This window comes from Alcanivorax sediminis (assembly GCF_009601165.1).
In the GTDB taxonomy this organism is placed as follows: Bacteria; Pseudomonadota; Gammaproteobacteria; order Pseudomonadales; family Alcanivoracaceae; genus Alcanivorax; species Alcanivorax sediminis.
Genome location: NZ_WIRE01000003.1, coordinates 10412 through 31814 on the forward strand (window position 1 = coordinate 10412; position 21403 = coordinate 31814).

The 21403-nt window shown below is 56.7% G+C and carries 12 protein-coding genes; all 12 read left to right on the forward strand.

Annotated elements, in window-relative coordinates; genetic code table 11:
• Positions 1 to 5 precede the first annotated feature (5 nt).
• The gene (gene rpoB, locus GFN93_RS15945; RefSeq protein WP_153502308.1) at positions 6 to 4148 is read left to right on the forward strand and encodes a DNA-directed RNA polymerase subunit beta; all 4143 of its coding nucleotides are present in this window, start codon (positions 6 to 8) and stop codon (positions 4146 to 4148) included.
• Positions 4149 to 4240: 92 nt separating this feature from the next.
• On the forward strand, positions 4241 to 8443 hold the full coding sequence (rpoC, locus tag GFN93_RS15950) for a DNA-directed RNA polymerase subunit beta' (protein ID WP_153502309.1): 4203 nt from the start codon (positions 4241 to 4243) through the stop codon (positions 8441 to 8443).
• 207 nt (positions 8444 to 8650) lie between these two features.
• Entirely contained in the window at positions 8651 to 9025 is a 375-nt protein-coding gene (gene rpsL, locus GFN93_RS15955) for a 30S ribosomal protein S12 (RefSeq protein WP_022986299.1), read from the forward strand.
• 127 nt (positions 9026 to 9152) lie between these two features.
• Complete coding sequence (gene rpsG / locus GFN93_RS15960) at positions 9153 to 9623, forward strand: 30S ribosomal protein S7 (protein ID WP_153502310.1); 471 nt, start codon at positions 9153 to 9155, stop codon at positions 9621 to 9623.
• 77 nt (positions 9624 to 9700) lie between these two features.
• The gene (fusA, locus tag GFN93_RS15965; protein ID WP_328594807.1) at positions 9701 to 11800 is read left to right on the forward strand and encodes an elongation factor G; all 2100 of its coding nucleotides are present in this window, start codon (positions 9701 to 9703) and stop codon (positions 11798 to 11800) included.
• A 32-nt stretch (positions 11801 to 11832) separates the two neighbouring features.
• On the forward strand, positions 11833 to 13023 hold the full coding sequence (gene tuf, locus GFN93_RS15970) for an elongation factor Tu (protein WP_328594801.1): 1191 nt from the start codon (positions 11833 to 11835) through the stop codon (positions 13021 to 13023).
• 287 nt (positions 13024 to 13310) lie between these two features.
• Positions 13311 to 14624 carry a nucleotide sugar dehydrogenase gene (locus GFN93_RS15975; RefSeq protein ID WP_153502311.1) on the forward strand — a complete coding sequence of 438 codons (1314 nt, stop codon included), beginning with the start codon at positions 13311 to 13313 and terminating at the stop codon, positions 14622 to 14624.
• Positions 14625 to 14629: 5 nt separating this feature from the next.
• Positions 14630 to 16096, forward strand: coding sequence for a glycosyltransferase (locus tag GFN93_RS15980; RefSeq protein WP_153502312.1), 1467 nt, complete (start codon positions 14630 to 14632; stop codon positions 16094 to 16096).
• 57 nt (positions 16097 to 16153) lie between these two features.
• The gene (locus GFN93_RS15985) at positions 16154 to 17290 is read left to right on the forward strand and encodes a PilZ domain-containing protein (RefSeq protein ID WP_328594808.1); all 1137 of its coding nucleotides are present in this window, start codon (positions 16154 to 16156) and stop codon (positions 17288 to 17290) included.
• The gene (locus tag GFN93_RS15990) at positions 17272 to 18618 is read left to right on the forward strand and encodes a tetratricopeptide repeat protein (protein ID WP_235902102.1); all 1347 of its coding nucleotides are present in this window, start codon (positions 17272 to 17274) and stop codon (positions 18616 to 18618) included. Before GFN93_RS15985 ends, GFN93_RS15990 begins: the two co-directional genes overlap by 19 nt.
• On the forward strand, positions 18599 to 19978 hold the full coding sequence (locus GFN93_RS15995; RefSeq protein WP_153502314.1) for an alginate export family protein: 1380 nt from the start codon (positions 18599 to 18601) through the stop codon (positions 19976 to 19978). Before GFN93_RS15990 ends, GFN93_RS15995 begins: the two co-directional genes overlap by 20 nt.
• 2 nt (positions 19979 to 19980) lie before the next feature.
• A complete protein-coding gene (locus GFN93_RS16000) occupies positions 19981 to 21399 on the forward strand; it encodes an MBOAT family O-acyltransferase (RefSeq protein ID WP_153502315.1) in 1419 nt (472 codons plus the stop codon).
• Positions 21400 to 21403 lie beyond the last annotated feature (4 nt).

The following is a 21403-nucleotide window of genomic DNA, read 5'->3' on the forward strand; positions in this document are numbered from 1 at the left end:
CGCAGATGGCATACTCATTTACTGAGAAAAAGCGGATCCGCAAAGATTTCGGCAAGTTGCCGAAGGTGATGGATGTTCCCTACCTTCTGGCAATCCAGCTCGATTCCTACCGCAAATTCCTGCAGCAGGACAAAAGTGCAGAAGAGCGTCTGGATAGCGGTCTGGAAGCGGCTTTCCGGTCAGTATTCCCGATTGCCAGTTATTCAGGTAACGCAGCACTGGAGTATGCCGGCTACGAGTTCGGCAAGCCCGTGTTTGATGTTAAAGAGTGCATCATCCGCGGTACCACCTATGCCGCGCCGCTGCGCGTGCGCATTCGCCTTGTCATTTATGACCGTGAGTCTTCCGGGGCGATCAAGGATATTCGTGAACAACAGGTCTACATGGGTGAGATTCCCCTGATGACCGAAAACGGTACCTTCGTGATCAATGGTACCGAGCGTGTAATCGTGTCCCAGTTGCACCGTTCACCCGGTGTCTTCTTCGACCATGACAAGGGCAAGACTCACTCCTCCGGCAAGCTGCTGTATTCTGCCCGGGTGATTCCTTACCGTGGTTCATGGCTGGACTTCGAATTCGATCCGAAAGACATGGTCTATGTCCGGATCGACCGTCGCCGCAAACTGCCGGCGACCATTCTGCTGCGTGCATTGGGTTACACCTCCGACGAAGTGCTGGAGATGTTCTTCGACACCAATGAAATCGTGGCAGAAGACGGCCTGTACCGTATGAAGCTGGTGCCGGAGCGTCTGCGTGGTGAGACTGCAACCTTTGACATCCTCGCTGATGGCGAAGTGGTTGTTGAGCGTGGCCGTCGTATCACTGCCCGCCACATCCGTCAGCTGGAACAAGCCGGTCTTGAGTATCTTGAAATTCCTGCTGAATATCTGCAGGGCAAGTACCTGGCGAAGTCCATCATTGATCAGGACACCGGTGAGGTGCTGATCGAGTGTAATACCGAACTGACAGCCGAAACCCTCGAAAAGCTGGAAGCTGCAGGTATTAACGAGTTTGAAACCCTGTACACCAATGACCTGGATAACGGCCCATTCATCGCCGATACCCTGCGTGCCGACCCGACCCGTACTCCGCTGGAGGCGCTGGTTGAGATCTATCGCATGATGCGTCCGGGTGAGCCTCCGACGAAAGAGTCGGCGGAAAACCTGTTCAAGAACCTGTTCTTCACCGACGAGCGTTACGACCTGTCTGGTGTGGGTCGCATGAAGTTCAACCGTCGTCTCGGTCGTGAAGACGAAACCGGACCGGGCATCCTGTTCGATGGCCGTTACTTCAGCTCCCGTACCGATGAAGAAGGGAAGCAGTACTTTGAGCAGATGGGCGAAGAGTCCTCTGACATCATCGATGTGCTGAAGACCCTGGTCGACATCCGCAACGGTAACGGTGTGGTCGACGATATCGATCACCTGGGTAACCGTCGTGTGCGTTCTGTGGGTGAAATGGCCGAGAACCAGTTCCGGGTTGGCCTGGTGCGTGTCGAGCGTGCGGTCAAGGAGCGTCTGAGCCTGGCTGAATCCGAAGGCCTGATGCCGCAGGATCTGATCAACTCCAAGCCGGTGGCGGCTGCGGTGAAAGAGTTCTTTGGCTCTTCACAGCTGTCCCAGTTCATGGATCAGAACAACCCGCTGTCCGAGATTACTCACAAGCGTCGTGTTTCCGCGTTGGGCCCGGGCGGCCTGACCCGTGAGCGTGCCGGCTTTGAGGTTCGTGACGTTCACCCGACCCACTATGGTCGTGTGTGTCCGATCGAGACCCCTGAAGGTCCGAACATCGGTCTGATCAATTCCCTGGCCACCTATGCCCGCGCCAACGAGTACGGCTTCCTCGAGTCTCCGTATCTGAAGGTGATCGATGGCAAGGTCAGCGAAGAAATCGAATACCTGTCTGCTATCGAAGAAGCCGAGTGCGTGATCGCACAGGTGGACGCGAAGATGACGGAAGACGGTGGTTTTGCGGAAGACTTCGTAACGGTACGTCACCGCTACGAATTTACCGTGATGGAGCGTGACACCATTACCCATATGGATGTCTCTCCCCGTCAGGTGGTATCCGTGGCCGCGTCCCTGATCCCGTTCCTTGAGCACGATGATGCAAACCGTGCCTTGATGGGTTCCAACATGCAGCGCCAGGCTGTGCCGACCCTGCGTGCCGACAAGCCGCTGGTAGGTACCGGTTTCGAGCGTCACGTAGCCCGTGACTCCGGCGTGTGTGTGGTGGCCACCCGTGGCGGTATCGTCGACAAGGTGGATGCTTCCCGGATCATCGTGAAGGTGAACGATGACGAAGTGGCCGAGGGTGAGGCAGGTGTTGATATCTACAACCTGACCAAATACACCCGTTCCAACCAGAACACCTGTATCAACCAGCGTCCGTTGGTGAAAGTGGGTGATCGGGTTTCTGCCCGCGACATCATGGCTGACGGTCCCTCCGTTGACATGGGTGAACTGGCCCTGGGTCAGAACATGCGCGTGGCGTTCATGCCCTGGAATGGTTACAACTTCGAGGATTCCATCCTCATCTCCGAGAAAGTGGTGAAGGAAGATCGCTTCACTTCTATCCACATTCAGGAGCTCACCGCGATTGCCCGTGACACCAAGCTGGGTCCGGAAGAGATTACTGCGGATATCCCTAATGTGGGCGAAGCGGCACTGTCCAAGCTGGATGAGTCCGGCATCGTTTACATTGGTGCGGAAGTGGAAGCCGGTGACATTCTGGTGGGCAAGGTAACACCGAAAGGTGAAACCCAGCTGACCCCGGAAGAGAAGCTGCTGCGTGCCATCTTCGGTGAGAAAGCCTCTGACGTGAAAGACACTTCTCTGCGTGTGTCTTCCGGCGTTAAAGGTACTGTTATTGACGTGCAGGTCTTCACCCGCGATGGCGTGGAAAAAGACGAGCGTGCCCGTCAAATCGAGCAAAGCGCACTCGAACAGTTCCGCAAGGATCTGAAGGATGAGTACCGCATTCTCGAGAAGGACATCCTCGAGCGTCTGCGTACCGTTATGGTAGGCAAGAAGGTCAATGGCGGTGCAGGCTTCAAGCGTGGTACTGAGCTGACCGGTGAGATGCTGGATGGTCTGGATGCTGACAAGTGGTTCGAACTGCGTCCGGCTGACGAGGACGTTGCCGAGCAGCTTGAGCGCGCCCAGCAGTACCTGGAGCAGCACAAGAAAGAGCAGGATGAGCGTTACAAGGACAAGCAGGCCAAGATCTCCGGTGGTGACGATCTGGCTCACGGTGTCCTCAAAGTGGTCAAGGTTTACCTGGCTATCAAGCGTCGCATCCAGCCCGGTGACAAGATGGCCGGTCGTCACGGTAACAAAGGTGTGATCTCCGTGATCATGCCGGAAGAAGATATGCCGTATGACGAAAACGGCGTGCCGGTTGATGTGGTCTTGAACCCGCTGGGTGTACCGTCCCGTATGAACGTGGGGCAGATTCTGGAAACCCACCTGGGTTGGGCTGCCAAGGGTCTTGGTGAGCGTATCGGCGAGATGCTGGCCGCTCAGAAGAAGATTGCTGATATTCGCAGCTTCCTCGACAAGATCTACAACAAGGCAGGCGCAGGCGGCTCTCCGGAAGACCTGGACAGCTTCAGCGATGACGAAATTCTCGAGCTGGCCAAGAACCTGGTGGGCGGCGTGCCCATGGCTACCGCCGTATTCGACGGTGCCAAAGAGTTCGAGATCAAGGAACTGCTGGAGCTGGCTGGCCACGATACATCGGGTCAGATTCAGCTGTGGGATGGCCGTACCGGCGAGATGTTCGATCGCAAGGTCACTGTTGGCTACATGTACATGCTGAAGTTGAACCACCTGGTGGACGACAAGATGCATGCCCGTTCCACCGGCTCCTACAGCCTGGTTACCCAGCAGCCGCTGGGTGGTAAGGCGCAGTTCGGTGGTCAGCGCTTCGGTGAGATGGAAGTGTGGGCGCTGGAAGCCTATGGCGCAGCGTACACCTTGCAGGAAATGCTCACCGTCAAGTCTGACGACGTAAACGGCCGTACTCGCGTTTACAAGAACATCGTCGACGGCGATCACCGCATGGATCCGGGTATGCCGGAATCCTTCAACGTATTGCTGAAGGAAATCCGTTCTCTCGGTATCAATATCGAGCTGGAAAACGACTAAGGCAGTGGGCTCCGCACCATTGAGTGCGGAGCCACTGTGTACCCGGGTTTAGGAAAGAATCTCGAGCGAAAGCTCACTACGGAGGACTGGCCTTGAAAGACTTGCTGAATCTGCTCAAAAGTCAGGGACAAGTCACGGAGTTTGACAAGATCCGCATCGCGCTCGCGCCGCCGGATCTGATCCGCTCCTGGTCTTTTGGCGAAGTGAAAAAGCCTGAGACCATTAACTACCGCACGTTCAAGCCTGAGCGTGATGGTCTGTTTTGTGCGCGTATCTTTGGTCCGATCAAGGACTACGAATGTCTGTGCGGTAAGTACAAGCGCTTGAAGCACCGTGGCGTTATCTGTGAGAAGTGTGGCGTTGAAGTTACCCTCTCCAAGGTACGCCGTGAGCGTATGGGCCACATTGAACTGGCGAGCCCTACCGCACACATCTGGTTCCTGAAGTCACTGCCGTCCCGTATCGGCCTGATGCTGGATATGACCCTGCGTGATATCGAGCGTGTGCTGTACTTCGAATCCTTTGTGGTCACCGAGCCTGGCATGACTACCCTGGATCGCGGCCAGCTGCTGACTGACGAAGAATACTTTGATGCCCTGGAAGAATTCGGTGACGAATTCGAAGCCAAGATGGGTGCCGAAGCTATTCAGCAGCTGCTCATGGAGCTGGATCTGGATGAAGAGATCAAGATCCTCCGTGAAGAAGTGGAATCCACCAATTCCGATACCAAGCTGAAGAAGCTGTCCAAGCGTCTCAAGCTGATGGAAGCGTTCCGCGATTCCGGTAATGCGCCTGAGTGGATGATCCTGACGGTCCTGCCGGTTCTGCCGCCGGATCTGCGTCCGCTGGTACCCCTGGACGGTGGTCGTTTTGCCACTTCTGATCTCAACGATCTGTATCGCCGTGTGATCAACCGGAACAACCGTCTCAAGCGTCTACTGGACCTGAGCGCCCCGGACATCATCGTGCGTAACGAAAAGCGTATGCTGCAGGAATCTGTGGATGCGCTGCTGGATAACGGTCGTCGCGGCCGTGCCATCACTGGTTCCAACAAGCGTCCGCTGAAGTCCCTTGCTGACATGATCAAGGGTAAGCAGGGTCGTTTCCGTCAGAACCTGCTGGGTAAGCGTGTTGATTACTCCGGCCGTTCCGTGATCGTGGTAGGTCCGACCCTCAAGCTGCACGAGTGTGGTCTGCCCAAGAAAATGGCGCTGGAGCTGTTCAAGCCGTTCATCTTCGCCAAGCTGGAAGCCCGTGGTCTGGCGACCACCATCAAGGCGGCCAAGAAGATGGTGGAGCGCGAAACCGCTGAGGTGTGGGATATCCTCGCCGAAGTCATTCGCGAACACCCGGTGATGCTGAACCGTGCACCCACGCTTCACCGTCTGGGTATCCAGGCGTTCGAACCTGTACTGATCGAAGGTAAGGCCATCCAGCTGCACCCGCTGGTGTGTGCGGCGTTCAATGCGGACTTCGACGGTGACCAGATGGCGGTACACGTACCGCTGACCCTGGAAGCCCAGCTCGAAGCCCGTGCGCTGATGATGTCTACCAACAACATCCTGTCGCCGGCCAATGGTGAGCCCATCATCGGTCCGACCCAGGACGTGGTATTGGGTCTGTACTACATCAGCCGTGATCGCGTTAACGCCCAGGGTGAAGGCCAGGTATTTGCCGACACCAAGGAAGTGATGCGCGCCCTGGCCAACAAGCAGGTGCACCTGCACGCCCGCGTTAAAGTGCGTGTTCACGAAGTGGTGAAAGACCAGGAAGGTAACGTGGAAGAGCGTACCTTCATCGCCGATACCACCCCCGGCCGTTGTAAGCTGTGGGATATCGTGCCGGCAGGTCTGGGCTTCGACATGGTCAACCAGAACATGACCAAGAAGGCCATCAGCAAGCTGCTGAACACCTGCTACCGTATTCTGGGTACCAAAGAGACCTGTATCTTTGCTGACCAGCTGATGTACCTGGGCTTCCGTGAAGCTACCCTGTCCGGTTCCTCCATTGGTGTGGAAGACATGGTGATCCCGGATGCCAAGTACACCATGATCGACGCTGCCGAAGAGGAAGTGCGCGAGATCGAGGAGCAGTTTGCTTCCGGTCTGGTCACCCGCGGTGAGCGTTACAACAAGGTTGTGGATATCTGGGCGCGTACCAATGACCAGATCGCCAAGGCGATGATGGAAAATCTCCGTGTCGAAGTGGTCAAGAACCGCGACGGCAAGGACGAGGAGCAGGGCTCCTTCAACTCCATCTTCATGATGGCCGATTCCGGGGCGCGGGGTTCCGCGGCTCAGATTCGTCAGCTGGCCGGTATGCGTGGTCTGATGGCCAAGCCGGATGGCTCCATCATCGAGACCCCCATTACCAGCAACTTCCGTGAGGGTCTGAACGTACTCCAGTACTTCATCTCCACTCACGGTGCTCGTAAAGGTCTGGCGGATACCGCTCTGAAGACTGCGAACTCCGGTTACCTGACCCGTCGTCTGGTTGACGTGGCACAGGATCTGGTGGTTAACGAGATCGATTGTGGCACCGAAGAAGGCTTGCTGATGACTCCGCTGATCGAAGGCGGTGACGTGGTAGAGCCGCTGCGCGAGCGTGTACTCGGTCGTGTGGTTGCCCGTGACGTTCTCAACCCGCTCAACCAGGACGAAGTCGTCGTGGAAGCCGGCACGCTGCTGGATGAAGTGTGGGTAGAGCTGCTGGAATCCAAGGGTGTCGACGAAGTGCTGGTGCGCTCACCGATTACCTGTTCCACCCGTTGGGGTGTGTGTTCCACCTGTTACGGTCGTGATCTGGCCCGTGGCCATCAGGTCAACGTGGGTGAGGCAGTCGGTGTTATCGCTGCCCAGTCCATCGGTGAGCCGGGTACCCAGCTGACCATGCGTACCTTCCACATTGGTGGTGCGGCGAGCCGGGCATCTGCGGTATCCAGCATCCAGATCAAGCACGGTGGTAAGGTACGTTTCCACAATGCCAAGCACGTGCAGCACAAGGACGGCCTGGTGATCGTTTCCCGTTCAGCTGACCTGGCGGTTGCCGATGAGCTGGGTCGTGAGCGTGAGCGTTACAAGCTGCCCTACGGTGCTACCGTGACGGTGAACGAAGGTGATGTGATCGAAGGCGGTCGGGTTGTTGCAACCTGGGATCCGCATACACACCCGATCATCGCGGAAGTGGAAGGTAAGGTGCAGTTCGGTGATATGGAAGAAGGTATCACCGTGAACCACCAGACCGACGAGCTGACCGGCCTGACCAACATCGAAGTGCTCGGTTCCCAGAACCGTCCCTCCGCGGGCAAGGACATGCGTCCTGTCGTACGTGTTGTAGACGGCAAGGGTAAGCCTGTTGTGATGCCTAACACTGACATGCCGGCCCAGTACTTCCTCCCGGGGGGCGCGCTGTGTGGTCTCAAGGATGGTGCCAGCATCGGTGTCGGTGACGTGATTGCGCGGATTCCGCAGGAATCCTCCAAGACCCGTGACATTACCGGTGGTCTGCCCCGTGTTGCGGATCTGTTCGAAGCCCGTAACCCGAAGGAAGCCGCCATCCTCGCCGAGAAGACCGGTACCGTGTCCTTCGGCAAGGAAACCAAAGGCAAGGTTCGTCTGGTCATTACCCCGGACAACAGCGATGACACCTACGAAGAGCTGATTCCCAAGTGGCGCCAGCTGAACGTGTTCGAAGGTGAGCGTGTGGAGAAAGGCGAAGTCGTTTCAGATGGCCCGCTGAATCCGCATGACATCCTGCGTCTGAAAGGCGAATCCGAACTGGCCCGTTACATCGTTAACGAAGTGCAGGAGGTTTACCGACTGCAGGGTGTGAAGATCAATGACAAGCACATTGAGACCATCATCCGCCAGATGCTGCGTAAAGTGGAGATTCTGGAAGTGGGCGAGTCCTCCTTCATCAAGGGTGAGCAGGCTGAATACGCTCGCGTGATGGAAGAGATCGAGCGCCTCAAGGCCGAAGACAAGATGCTGCCCCAGTATGAGCGTCAGCTGCTGGGTATCACCAAGGCGTCTCTGGCCACCGAGTCCTTCATCTCCGCGGCCTCCTTCCAGGAGACCACCCGGGTACTGACCGAAGCGGCAGTAACAGGTAAGGAAGATGATCTGCGCGGCCTGAAGGAAAACGTGGTAGTGGGTCGTCTGATCCCGGCCGGTACCGGCTACGCCTACCACATGGATCGCCGTCGCCAGCGCGAAGACGCGCGCGGCCCGGAGGCTCCAACCATGGACGAGGTGGAAGCCGCCCTGTCCGAGGCTCTCAGCTCTTCTGACGAGTAAGGCTGGCGAGCCAAGGGGCGCCCTTTCAGGAGCGCTCCTGCAGAATTCCCCTCTTTCGGGAGGGGACAGGGACACCCTGGTAGCCTTGACGGGATGCCGGGGTGTCCCTACAATCGCTGCCCCCATATTTTATGGGTGGTAAATGGGTGATATTGGCCGTGATATGCGGTTTTTGTCACAGAACTGTAAGCGTGAGGCAGTAGTTTCATGGCAACTGTAAACCAGCTGGTGCGCAAGCCGCGCAAAAGCAAGGTAGAAAAGAGCGACTCCGTAGCCCTGCAGGGCTGCCCCCAGCGTCGCGGCGTTTGCACTCGGGTGTATACCACTACCCCGAAGAAGCCGAACTCCGCACTGCGTAAAGTGTGTCGTGTGCGTCTGACCAATGGTTATGAAGTATCTTCCTACATCGGTGGTGAAGGTCATAACCTGCAGGAGCACTCCGTAGTTCTGATCCGTGGCGGTCGTGTAAAAGACCTTCCCGGTGTGCGCTACCACACTGTTCGTGGAACCCTGGATACGGCAGGTGTGCAGGATCGCAAGCAGCGTCGCTCCAAGTATGGCGCCAAGCGTCCGAAGAAATAATTGAGCTACCTTTTCTGAATGCTGTAGCTCAATAGAGCTGCAGAGGGATGAGTAAGGTCCGGACTCTGTTCCGGAATTACCTGAAGCTTTCCCCGCCCAAAGCGGGAACGTTAGAGGAACACATCCGATGCCAAGACGTCGCGTTGTTGCCAAACGTGAGATCCTTCCGGATCCTAAGTTTGGAAGCCAGTTGCTGGCAAAATTCATGAACCATGTAATGGTGAGTGGCAAGAAGTCCGTTTCTGAGCGTATCGTGTACGGTGCGCTGGAAATCATCGAAGAGCGCAAGGGCGGTGACTCCCTGGAGCTGTTCGAGAAGGCCCTGGACAATATCCGTCCGGCCGTCGAGGTAAAGAGCCGCCGTGTGGGTGGTGCTACCTACCAGGTTCCTGTTGAAGTTCGCCCGAGCCGTCGTACCGCACTGGCCATGCGCTGGTTGGTAGACGCCGCCCGTAAACGGGGCGAGAAGAGCATGCCGGCCCGCCTGGCTGGTGAAGTGCTGGATGCCGCCGAAGGTAAAGGCTCCGCGATGAAGAAGCGTGAAGACGTGCATCGTATGGCCGAAGCCAACAAGGCGTTCTCCCACTTCCGCTTCTAAGGCAGAAGGCAATCGAGTAAACCGGCCTGCGATCAGGCCGGTTTTTGTATTTGAACCAGTGAATCGAGGTTAGCAGCGTGGCTCGTAAGACTCCTCTTAATCGCTATCGCAACATCGGTATCTGTGCGCACGTAGATGCGGGCAAGACCACCACTACCGAGCGTATTCTTTTCTACACTGGTGTATCCCACAAAATCGGTGAGGTACACGACGGTGCGGCTACCATGGACTGGATGGAGCAGGAGCAGGAGCGTGGTATTACCATTACCTCTGCTGCGACTACTACCTTCTGGCAAGGTATGGATCAGCAGTACGACCAGCACCGCATCAACATCATCGATACTCCCGGACACGTGGACTTTACCATTGAGGTAGAGCGTTCCCTGCGTGTACTGGATGGTGCCGTGGTGGTGTTCTGTGGTTCTTCCGGTGTTGAGCCGCAGTCCGAGACTGTATGGCGTCAGGCCAACAAATACGAAGTACCGCGTATCGTGTTCGTCAACAAGATGGACCGTGCCGGTGCCAACTTCGACCGCGTATGCGACCAGATCCGTAACCGTCTGGGTGCCAAGGTTGTACCGATCCAGTACAACATCGGTGCTGAAGATGACTTCAAGGGTGTTGTCGACCTGATCCGGATGAAGGCTATCTTCTGGAACGAAGACGACATGGGTATGACCTACGAAGAGAAGGACATCCCGGAAGACATCAAGGCGCGTTGTGAAGAATTGCACGAGCAGATGGTTGAGGCCGCTGCCGAAGGCTCTGAAGAGCTGATGGAAAAGTACCTGGAAGAAGGTGACCTTTCCAATGACGAAATCAAGGCGGGTCTGCGTCAGCAGGTTCTGGCCAACGAAATCGTTCTGGCTCTGAACGGCTCTGCGTTCAAGAACAAGGGCGTTCAGGCGCTGCTGGATGCGGTTATCGAGTTCCTGCCTGCCCCGGACGAAGTAAAAGCGATCCAGGGTGTTCTGGAAGACGGTGAAACTGTTGAGGCCCGTGAGTCATCTGATGACGCACCGTTCTCCGCGCTGGCTTTCAAGATCGCCACCGACCCGTTTGTAGGTTCCCTGACCTTCATTCGCGTGTACTCCGGTGTCCTGAACTCCGGTGACAGCGTAATGAACTCCGTACGCCAGAAGAAAGAGCGTGTGGGTCGTCTGCTGCAGATGCACGCGAACTCCCGTGAAGAGATCAAGGAAGTTCTGGCCGGTGACATCGCTGCCTGTGTGGGCCTGAAAGACATCACCACCGGTGACACCCTGTGTGACCTGAACAAGGTGATCGTGCTTGAGCGTATGGAATTCCCGGAGCCGGTAATTTCCGTAGCGGTTGAGCCGAAGTCCAAGGCAGACCAGGAAAAGATGGGTCTGGCACTGGGTCGTCTGGCTCAGGAAGATCCCTCCTTCCGCGTGAAGACCGATGAAGAATCCGGCCAGACCATTATTTCCGGTATGGGCGAGCTTCACCTGGACATCATCGTTGACCGCATGAAGCGTGAGTTCAAGGTTGAATGTAACGTAGGTGCACCGCAGGTAGCCTACCGTGAAACCTTCACCAAGGGCGCCGACGTTGACGGCAAGTTCGTCAAGCAGTCCGGTGGTCGTGGTCAGTACGGTCACGTTAAGGTTCGCTTCGAGCCTATTGATCGTGATGAAGAGTTCCAGTTCGCTGAGGAAATCCACGGTGGTACCGTTCCGAAGGAATACTTCGGTGCTGTACAGAAGGGTATCGACGAGCAGCTGAAGGCTGGTGTTCTGGCCGGTTACCCGATCCTGGGTGTGAAGGCGACGCTGTACGATGGTTCCTACCATGAGGTGGATTCCAACGAAAACGCTTTCCGTATGGCGGGTGCTCTGGCTGTTAAGAATGCAGCCAAGGAAGCCGGCGCGGTACTGCTCGAGCCAATCATGAAAGTTGAAGCGGTTACCCCGGAAGACTACATGGGTGACGTGATGGGCGATTTGAACCGTCGTCGCGGCATGGTACAGGGCATGGAAGACACCATGGCCGGTAAAGTAATCCGCGCTGAGGTTCCGCTCTCCGAAATGTTCGGTTACGCTACTGACCTGCGTTCCATGTCTCAGGGTCGTGCCAGCTACTCCATGGAGTTCCTGAAGTACTCTGAAGCACCGAAGAACATCGCTGAAGAAGTTATCAGCGGCAAGAAATCTTAAATTTACGGTTAATTTGTTAAGGGTATAGAGCCGTGGCAAAGGAAAAGTTTGAACGTAATAAACCGCACGTAAACGTAGGCACCATCGGTCACGTTGACCATGGTAAAACTACTCTTACCGCTGCGCTGACTCGTGTATGTGCGGAAGTATGGGGCGGTAACGCTGTTGCCTTCGACGGTATCGACAATGCTCCGGAAGAGCGTGAGCGTGGTATCACCATCGCTACCTCTCACGTGGAGTACGATTCCCCGACTCGTCACTACGCCCACGTAGACTGCCCCGGGCACGCTGATTATGTGAAAAACATGATCACCGGTGCTGCCCAGATGGACGGTGCGATCCTGGTATGTTCCGCAGCTGATGGCCCGATGCCGCAGACTCGCGAGCACATCCTGCTGTCTCGTCAGGTTGGCGTACCTTACATCGTTGTGTTCCTGAACAAAGCGGACATGGTTGACGATGAAGAGCTGCTCGAGCTGGTTGAAATGGAAATTCGTGAGCTGCTGAGCGACTACGACTTCCCGGGCGACGACACTCCGATCATCAAGGGTTCTGCTCTGAAGGCTCTGGAAGGCGATACCAGCGAGATCGGTATGCCGGCAGTACAGAAGCTGGTTGAGACCCTGGACGAGTACATCCCTGAGCCGGAGCGTGCGGTCGATGGCGCGTTCCTGATGCCGATCGAAGACGTCTTCTCCATCTCTGGTCGTGGTACCGTGGTAACCGGCCGTGTAGAGCGTGGCATCGTGAAGGTGGGTGAGGAAATCGAGATCGTGGGTATCCACGACACCACCAAGACCACCTGTACCGGTGTTGAAATGTTCCGCAAGCTGCTGGACGAAGGCCGCGCTGGTGAGAACGTTGGTGTTCTGCTGCGTGGTACCAAGCGTGATGAAGTTGAGCGTGGTCAGGTACTGGCCAAGCCGGGCTCCATCAAGCCGCACACCAAGTTTGTTGCTGAGGTGTACGTGCTGAGCAAGGACGAAGGTGGTCGTCACACTCCGTTCTTCAACGGTTACCGTCCGCAGTTCTACTTCCGTACCACTGACGTAACCGGTGCTTGTACTCTGCCGGAAGGTACTGAGATGGTTATGCCGGGCGATAACGTTCAGATGAACGTTGAACTGATCGCTCCGATCGCCATGGAAGACGGTCTGCGCTTCGCTATTCGCGAAGGTGGCCGTACCGTTGGCGCTGGCGTGGTAGCCAAGATCACCGAGTAATTCGTTACCCGGTATCAAGGAAAGGGTCGCTTCGGCGGCCCTTTTTTTGTTTGTGCTATGGCGAGCCAGGATCGGGTACTCCTTCTGTGTTTTTTGCCCGAAGGTCTAGCTGCCCCTGTTAATTGAGTAACTATAAGTATTACCTGCATGTAAAACCTACTAGTAAGGGTGCTCCGTTTTAGTGTTACCCCTCTACACATTTCTGTTTGCCCGGCGTTAGATAAAGCTCATGGATTGGGTGATTGCTCAATCAGTTGGAAATGGCTTCTAACGAACGGGGAAAGGGAATGTCCACTATCTCAATTTTTGGGCTGGGCTATGTTGGCGCAGTCTGCACCGCCTGCTTCGCAAAAAAAGGTCATACCGTCATTGGTATGGATGTCAGTGAGGGAAAGGTTGCCCAGGTCCAGCGTGGTGAGTCACCCATTGTTGAAGAACAGCTGGGAGAGCTACTGGCGGAAGGTGTGTCAGCCGGACGCATTACCGCTACCACTGATGCCAAACAAGCCGTTGCTGACAGTCAGGTGTCCTTTGTTTGTGTCGGCACGCCGAGCGACCAGAGCGGTTTTCTGAATACCCGTTATCTGAAAGCCGTCTGCGAAGATATCGGTCTGGCGCTGCGCGACAAGGACGATGTTCATCTGGTCGTGATTCGAAGCACTGTGCTGCCTGGGCTGGTGCGTGGTGATCTGCTGCCTATTCTCGAGGCCGCTTCAGGCAAGAAGGCTGGCATCGATTTCCTGCTGGCCGTTAACCCCGAATTCCTGCGTGAATCCACTGCCATTTATGATTTCTTCAACCCACCGATGACGGTGGTGGGCGGCATCAATGAAGAGGCGTCAGATGCGCTGGCCGCCCTATACGAAGGGCTTGATGCGCCGCTGGTGAAGATGGCGCTGGAAGAGGCCGAGCTGGTGAAGTACGCCTGTAATTCCTGGCATGCCACCAAGGTGTCGTTTGCCAATGAAATCGGCAACATCGCCAAACAGGCCGGTGTGGATGGTCGCCGGGTGATGGAAGTGGTGTGCATGGACAATAAGCTGAACCTGTCCAGTTACTACATGAAGCCAGGGTTTGCCTATGGCGGTTCCTGCTTGCCCAAAGATGTTCGGGCGTTGAACGCCTGGTGCGCAAAGGTGTCGCTACCGTCGCCATTGTTGGCATCGCTGTCGAGCAGTAATGACAATCAGGTGGATCGGGCCATGGCCATGATCCGTGGATCCGGAATGAAAAAAGTGGGCATGCTGGGACTCAGCTTTAAGCCGGGTACCGATGACTTGCGCGAAAGCCCCCTGGTTAGCCTCGCGGCCCGGCTGCTTGCAGAAGGCTATACCCTTGCGGTTTACGACAGCAATGTCAGCTATGCCAGTAAGCACAGCCCGGTGGCGGAACAGCTTTGGAGTAGCTACGGCGAGCTGTTCAATTGTCTTGTTGAAGACATGGATCAGCTGGTTGAGGACAGTGACGTCGTGGTGGTCGGACATGCGATCCCTGTATTCAAGGATGTGGCGGACTCTGTGAACAGTGGCCGCTTGCTGATTGATCTGTGTGGCTATCTCCCCGGTGTTTCCAGCGAAGACCGTCAAGGGATCTGCTGGTAATCGTCATGAAAAATCTCGGGGAATGGCTGTTGTGGCTATCCGTGGTGATGGGGCTGGCCGTTCTGATCGACCCCGCTTATCTGGATAGTAGCGATCGCAAGTTCATCATGCTCATCGGTGCCATTGGGCTGTGGCGCTACTCCATGGGGGGCATGCATCTGCTGCGCGGACTGTGGTTCATGCGGGTGACCTTTCCTGCCATGCGCCGCACTATTGTCCGCGATCCAAAGGCTTATGCGCCGAGTCATGTGTACCTGGTGGTGACCAGCTTTCGTATCCCCGCAGATACGACCTGGAATGTCTATGCCAGTGTATTCCGAGAGGCGGTAGGCTGCGGAACGCCTGCCACCGTGGTGGTGTCGATTGTAGAGCGGGCTGATGAGAGCCTGATCCGGCAGTGCCATCGTGAGTTTGATCCACAGGGCAGCGTCAAGCTGATCATCTGTCGGGCCCGTGGCACTGGCAAGCGTGATGGGCTGGCGTTGGCCTTCCGGGCTGTCAGTCGCACTATGCCAGACCGGGATGCCGTGGTGGGCGTGGTCGATGGCGACACCATGCTGGCACCGGATTGTGTTCGCGACTCCGTCTGTTTTTTTGGCTTGATGCCGAACCTGGGTGGTCTTACCACCAACGAGCAGTGTGTGGTCCGTGGCAGTCGGGTCATGCGGGACTGGCATACCATGCGCTTCGCCCAGCGTCACCTGAACATGTGCTCCATGGCGCTCTCGCACCGGGTGCTGACCATGACGGGGCGCATGTCATTCTTTCGCGCAGCGGTGCTCACCGCACCGGAATTTATTGCCGATGTGGAGTCCGATCACCTCCAGCACTGGCGTCTGGGTCGGTTTCAGTTTCTCACTGGTGACGACAAGTCCAGCTGGAACTCCCTGATGACATTGGGCTGGGACACTTTTTATGTGCCGGATGCCCACACGCTGACAGTGGAACATCCCCCTCATCATCGTTTTGTGCCGGCTACCTTGCAGCTGATGTTTCGCTGGTATGGGAACTCACTGCGCCAGAACCTGCGCGCAACCCGTCTCGGCTGGCGTCGACTCGGGCTATTCACCACTTTTGTGTTGTATGACCAGCGAATCAGCATGTGGACCTGCCTGATCGGTTTAACCGCCGCTCTGATAATGGCGTCGTTGCAGAACTGGCAGCTGTTGGTGGTGTACCTGTTCTGGATTGCATTGTCGCGCACCTTCGTGGCGGCCTTGCTGACAGTGACTTGTCATCCCGTAGGGCCGCTATATCCAGTGCTGTTGTATTACAACCAGGTGGTGGGTTCACTGGTGAAAATCTTTGCGATGTTTCACCTCGACCGACAAAGCTGGACACGGCAGAAAACCACCTTGTCCGTACAGAACGCAGGCTTTGATGCGACCTTCAACCGCATCAGTTCAAAAACCATGTTGTTTTCGGCAGGAAGCCTGTTTGTGTGTTTGATGATGCTGCTGACCGGCAGCTAGAGCAAAGCGTAGCACCTGATGGTTTGGGGACCGGGTGCTGCCATGGAGGGAAGGATCGTGGAAGAGAAAAAAATTCGTCAGGTGCACGAATCACAGGAAGAGCGTCAGCACGTCAGGGTCAGGCTACAGGGAAGTCTGCGACTGCGTCTGCAGAGCCCGGTGAAAGGGATTTTTTCTCTGGAGGATGTGTCACTGGGTGGCCTGTCATTCATTGCTGGTCAGGTCAATCTGGCGCCAGGAACGCTATGTCATGGCGAGATTGTCTTTCGGCTCGGGCGGGCCAATTTGTCCATGCCGATCAGTTTCAAGGTGATCTATCAGCAGGACGGCAGCCAGCGGGTGGGTGGTCAGTACACCGTCATCGATCAGCAGAATACGGATTTGCTGCGCTTGTTGATCAGCAACTATCTGGCCGGTGAACTCACCGAGCTGGATGACGTGATCGACAACATGAAGCGCGAAAATTATGTGGCCACTCGCAAGAGCAAGCAAAACCCGGTTGCCCGAACTCGCTGGGACCGTTCTCGTGCCATGTTTGGCAGCGTGCTGTTCTTCGCCGCCGGTTTACTGGCGTTCATGGTGGTGGCCTACAAGCTCTATCAGCATGCCTTTCTAACCCGTGCCGATGATGCCTGGGTGTCCATGCCCGGCAAGACGGTGCGAATGCCGGAAAACGGTTATGTACAGATGCTGTTGCCGGAGGGCGCTACCCGGGTGGAGCAGGGGCAGCCGCTGCTGACGGTGTCATCGCGTTTGGTCGCGCGACTTAATAACGGAGTGTTACTGGATAGTCTGGACCCGGACAAGGTTCGCGCCCTGCTGGATGCAGCGGTGTTTGATGTCACGTTGAACAGCCCCTGTGATTGTGAAATTGCAGAGTTGCTGATTAAGGACGGCGAGTTTGTTCACAAGGACAGCCTGTTGATGGAGTTGGTGGATCCCAGTGGCCCTGCATCCATCACGGCGCTGTTTGGCGGCAGTGCCGACGAGCTGGGTGCGGCCGTTGGCGATGCGGTCACCGTGCGCTATCTGGATGGGCAAACCGATGCCGGTGCCACGATTACCCAGCTGGTGCGAGATGAGGAAAGTGGCATGTTGCGAATGCAGATCGCTGCCGAACGTGTGTTGCCGTCCTCTGCCCAGAACCAGCCTGTCAGTGTCACGGTGCATCCGTCATGGCTTCCCGTTCTCTGACCATCGGTCTGGTGGCCCTGCTTGCCGGCTGCCAGATGCCGGCGGATACCAGCACTGCCCGTTATTTGCTTGCCCAGGGTAACACCGCTGAAGCACGCCAGCAGTTACGTGAGCTGGCAGAGGCGGGGGATGCGGCCGCGCAGGTGGAATACGGCAAGCTGATTGCGGGTGATCAGGGGTCGGATCCAGCAGACGCCATGAAATGGTATCAGCGTGCCTGGCGTCAGCAGGAGTACCGTGCAGGTCCCGCCAGCTTGCGACTGTTCAAACGCTATCAGGGCAGTCTCGCCTTTGGTGAAACCCGTGCCCGAGAGGTGCTTGCGCCACTCCGGCCCCGTGAAAGTCCGCAGGATCTGCAGCTGGCACTGGATGTGGTGGTGCTGTACCCCGGCGCGGCCACGGACAAGGAGTGGCAGGAGTGGCTTCGACTGTACCGTCGTAGCTGCGTTATTGACTGTTATTTCGAAACCTATGCGGGGCGCTACGCCCAGCACCGCGGGGAATTCGAACAGGCAGAAATGCTTTACAGCCTGGCGCTGCATCGTGATCCGAGAGCCGTGGAATACCTGCAGGACATGCACTGGAACAACGGTGAGCCGGAGCGGTTTGTGGCGCTGATGCAAAACCTGGAGGGGGATGTGTCGCTGGATGGCGCCTACTGCCTGCGGGTGGCGACCCTCATCAAGGCCAATGCGATCAAGGCGGAGCATGACCCCTCCGTGATGCGCTGGCTGCAAAGGGCGGTGGATAAAGGGGAGTCGTTGGCGTTGTCAGAGCAACTTCGCTACATGCTGGCCTGGCCCGATTTCTACAGCCATGAGGCGTTCACCGACACGGTGGCCGAGCTGTTGCCGAAAGATCCGGCGGCGGCGATGTTCTATCGGGCGCAGGGGGATCTGCAGTCGCTCTGGTATGCACTCAGGCCGGAGCGCGCCCGTGCGGATCTGGAAGATCTGGTTAAGCAGGATATGACACAGGCGTTGATGCCATTGGGGACGCTTTACGAGAGCGGCTTCCTGGGGGAGGCAGACATGGATAAAGCGGTGGAATACTACACTCGCGCAGCAGAAGCGGGAATTGCGCAGGGGGATGAGGCCCTGGCTGATCTCTATCTCCGTGGTCGTGGCGTGATGCGTGACCCGATCAGGGCGTATGCCCACAAGGAGGCGAGCAAGGTCCTGTTGCCGAGGACCGCCCGGGAAGAAGCCAGGGAGCGACTCGCACTTCCGGAAAGTCTTCAGCCCGCCGGAGAGCAGGCCGCCCGGGAATTGGTTGAACAGCGTCGCCGCTGGCTGGAGGGGCAGTTTCATGTCGCGATTACGCACTAGAGCAACCGCCGTGCTGCTGGCCTCTGCCGCCATGGTGGCCGAAGCTGCACCGCTGCCGGTACATACCTATGACCAGCGGTTGTACTTCAGTGCCGGTGAGTCACCTGACTATCTCAAGCTTTATATCGATGAGCAGACCGAGGCAAACGGGTTACTGCGGTATGAGCCTCGCTACTATTGGCGCAGTGGCGATACCGAGTGGCATCGCTGGGATGCCCAGCTGCGCGCCAAGTTGTTGGTAGCCGTGGGGCGCCCCAGTAGCCTGCAGGCTGATGAAAATGGCCGCATCCGCGAGGATGAGCATTACGCGGAATTGCGTGATGCCTGGGTTCGCCGCCGTATGCTGTTTGGCTCGCCATCGTTATCGCTGGCGATGGGGCGGCAGTCCTACAAGGATGAAGAGGGCATCATCTGGGACCTCCCTCTTGAAAGTCTGAATCTGGATTACCGGGCGAGTCTCTGGCGGGCGCACCTGGTTGCCGGTCAGCAGGTGGCGACTTTTCGCTCAGATGATTCCGATCTGGATCCGCGAGATGAAGATATCTTTCGGGTGCTGGCGGGCGTGGGCAAGCAGTGGCTGCCGGGGCACTGGTGGGATTTGCAACTGCATTATCAGGATGACAGATCCGGGGCGCAGGTGGAGAGGCTCGATGATCTTCTGGATGTGCGGGATTTCACTGGCTACTGGGCAGGGGTAAGGCTGCATGGGGAGGGAGGGTATGCCCCTGCACTTGGCTACACCATCAACGGTTTGTTTCAGGAAGGCGAGTTGCAGCGCTATGCGATTGATGGCCGGGGTAGCCGTATCGAAAGTGAGGATACAGTGCAGGGTTATATGGTTCAGGGGGAGCTTTATGGCCGCATCGACAGTTTAAGCTGGCGCCCCGCACTGGGAGTGCGTGCCGCCACCACGGACGAACCAGACTATGAGGTGAACGACGGTTTTTTCCAAAGCCGGGTGCAGAGCAACCGGCGTCCGGGGGTGGCGGATCTGTCATCCGGCGTGCTGGGAGATTTGCTCGACTATGAAATGAGAAACCTGGCTTTCGCTGCAGCCTGGTACCGGCAGCAACTATGGCCTCGTGCCGAGCTGGAGTTACTGGCCGGCTCGTTGCAAAGGTTAAACACGTCTGTGCGGGTCAGCAGTCCAATCAGTAATCCGCTGGTGGAGGGGGAGGCTCACCTGGGCAATGTGGTGAATGTGGCGCTGGGGTGGCAGTCATTTCCCCTGGCCTTGTCTGAGCGCCGCCAGATGCAGCTTTCCGCAAGACTCAGTTATTCCGCTTTTGACATGGGCGATGCCTATGAAAGGCCGGAACAGATTCACCAGATTCTGTTTGTTATCGCAGGGAGGTGGTAACGATGGTCTTTTCATCCAATCTATTTGTATTTTTGTTCCTGCCGCTTTTTCTCGCGGCCTACTACCTGACACCAATGCGCGGGCGAAATCTGACCATTCTGTTGGGTAGTTATCTGTTCTACGCTTGGTGGCGTCCGGATTTCCTGCTGCTGTTTGTGGCCATCACCCTGTGGAATTATGTGTTCGCGCTGATCATTCACCGGTTTCGGGAGCATCCGCGCTGTTTCTATTGGCTGGTGCTTGGGGTGGCGGGTGACCTGGCTGCGCTGGGCTACTTCAAGTACGCCAACTTCGGTGTAGACAGCATCAGCGCGATGATGGTGTCGGTAGGCCTCAATCCCTTTTTCCTTGAGAAAATCATCCTTCCTCTGGGAATTTCCTTTTATACGTTCCAGGCATTGGCTTATCTGGTGGATGTCTACCGCGGGGATGCCAGGCCAACGCGCAGTTTTATCAACTTTGCCGCGTTTATTTCTTTCTTTCCGCAGCTTATTGCCGGCCCGATTTTGCGCTACCGGAATCTGGAACGACAGTTTGAACAGCGAACCCATTCCATGGAGCTGTTCTCGTTGGGGGCAAGCCGTTTCCTCTTGGGCTTTATCAAGAAGGTGCTGATTGCTGACAGTATTGCTCCAGTGGCGAGCTACCTGATGGCGGCCCCCGAGCCCGGCTTTGTGGATAGCGTGTTTGGTGTCGTGGTATCGACCTTGCAGTTGTACTTCGATTTTTCCGGTTACTCGGATATGGCCATCGGGCTTGGCATGATGATGGGCTTCAAGTTTCAGGAAAACTTCAACCAGCCGTTTATATGCCAGAGCGTGACGGAGTTCTGGCAGCGATGGCACATCACCCTGTCACAGTGGCTGCGGGATTATCTCTACCGGCCATTGAAGAAGACGCTCGGCTGGCCCGTGTCCGCAGCAACGTTTACCACGCTGACACTGGCGGGCTTGTGGCACGGGGCGGATCTGGCCTTTGTCCTGTGGGGTGCAGCACTGGGAGGGATGATGGTGCTGGAGCGGCGGTTCGGCTGGGTGACTACCATGTCGACGCCGTATTCCCTTTGGAAGAACTACCGGGCATTGGCCTTCCTGTGGTTTATCTGGCCATTGTTCCTGGCCGCTAATGTGACAGATGCCTGGCGAATCATGTCCGGCCTGCTGGGCATGAATGGCTGGGGGAGTTTGCACAACCTCGCCCTGTGGGTGTCGCCAATGACGCTGTTTTTCTGCGTGGTGGCCATGTTCTGGGATCGAGCCAGTGCTTACTACAACAAGCGCTTCTACCTGGGGCTCGACAAGGGCAACGTATACCAGGATGTCAGTGGCTGGCGTGTCCCGTTGTTATGGTGTGGTTTTGCTTTGGCGGTGACCCGGCTGTCGGCCGAGTCGTTCTCTCCCTTTCTCTATTTCCAGTTCTGACAGG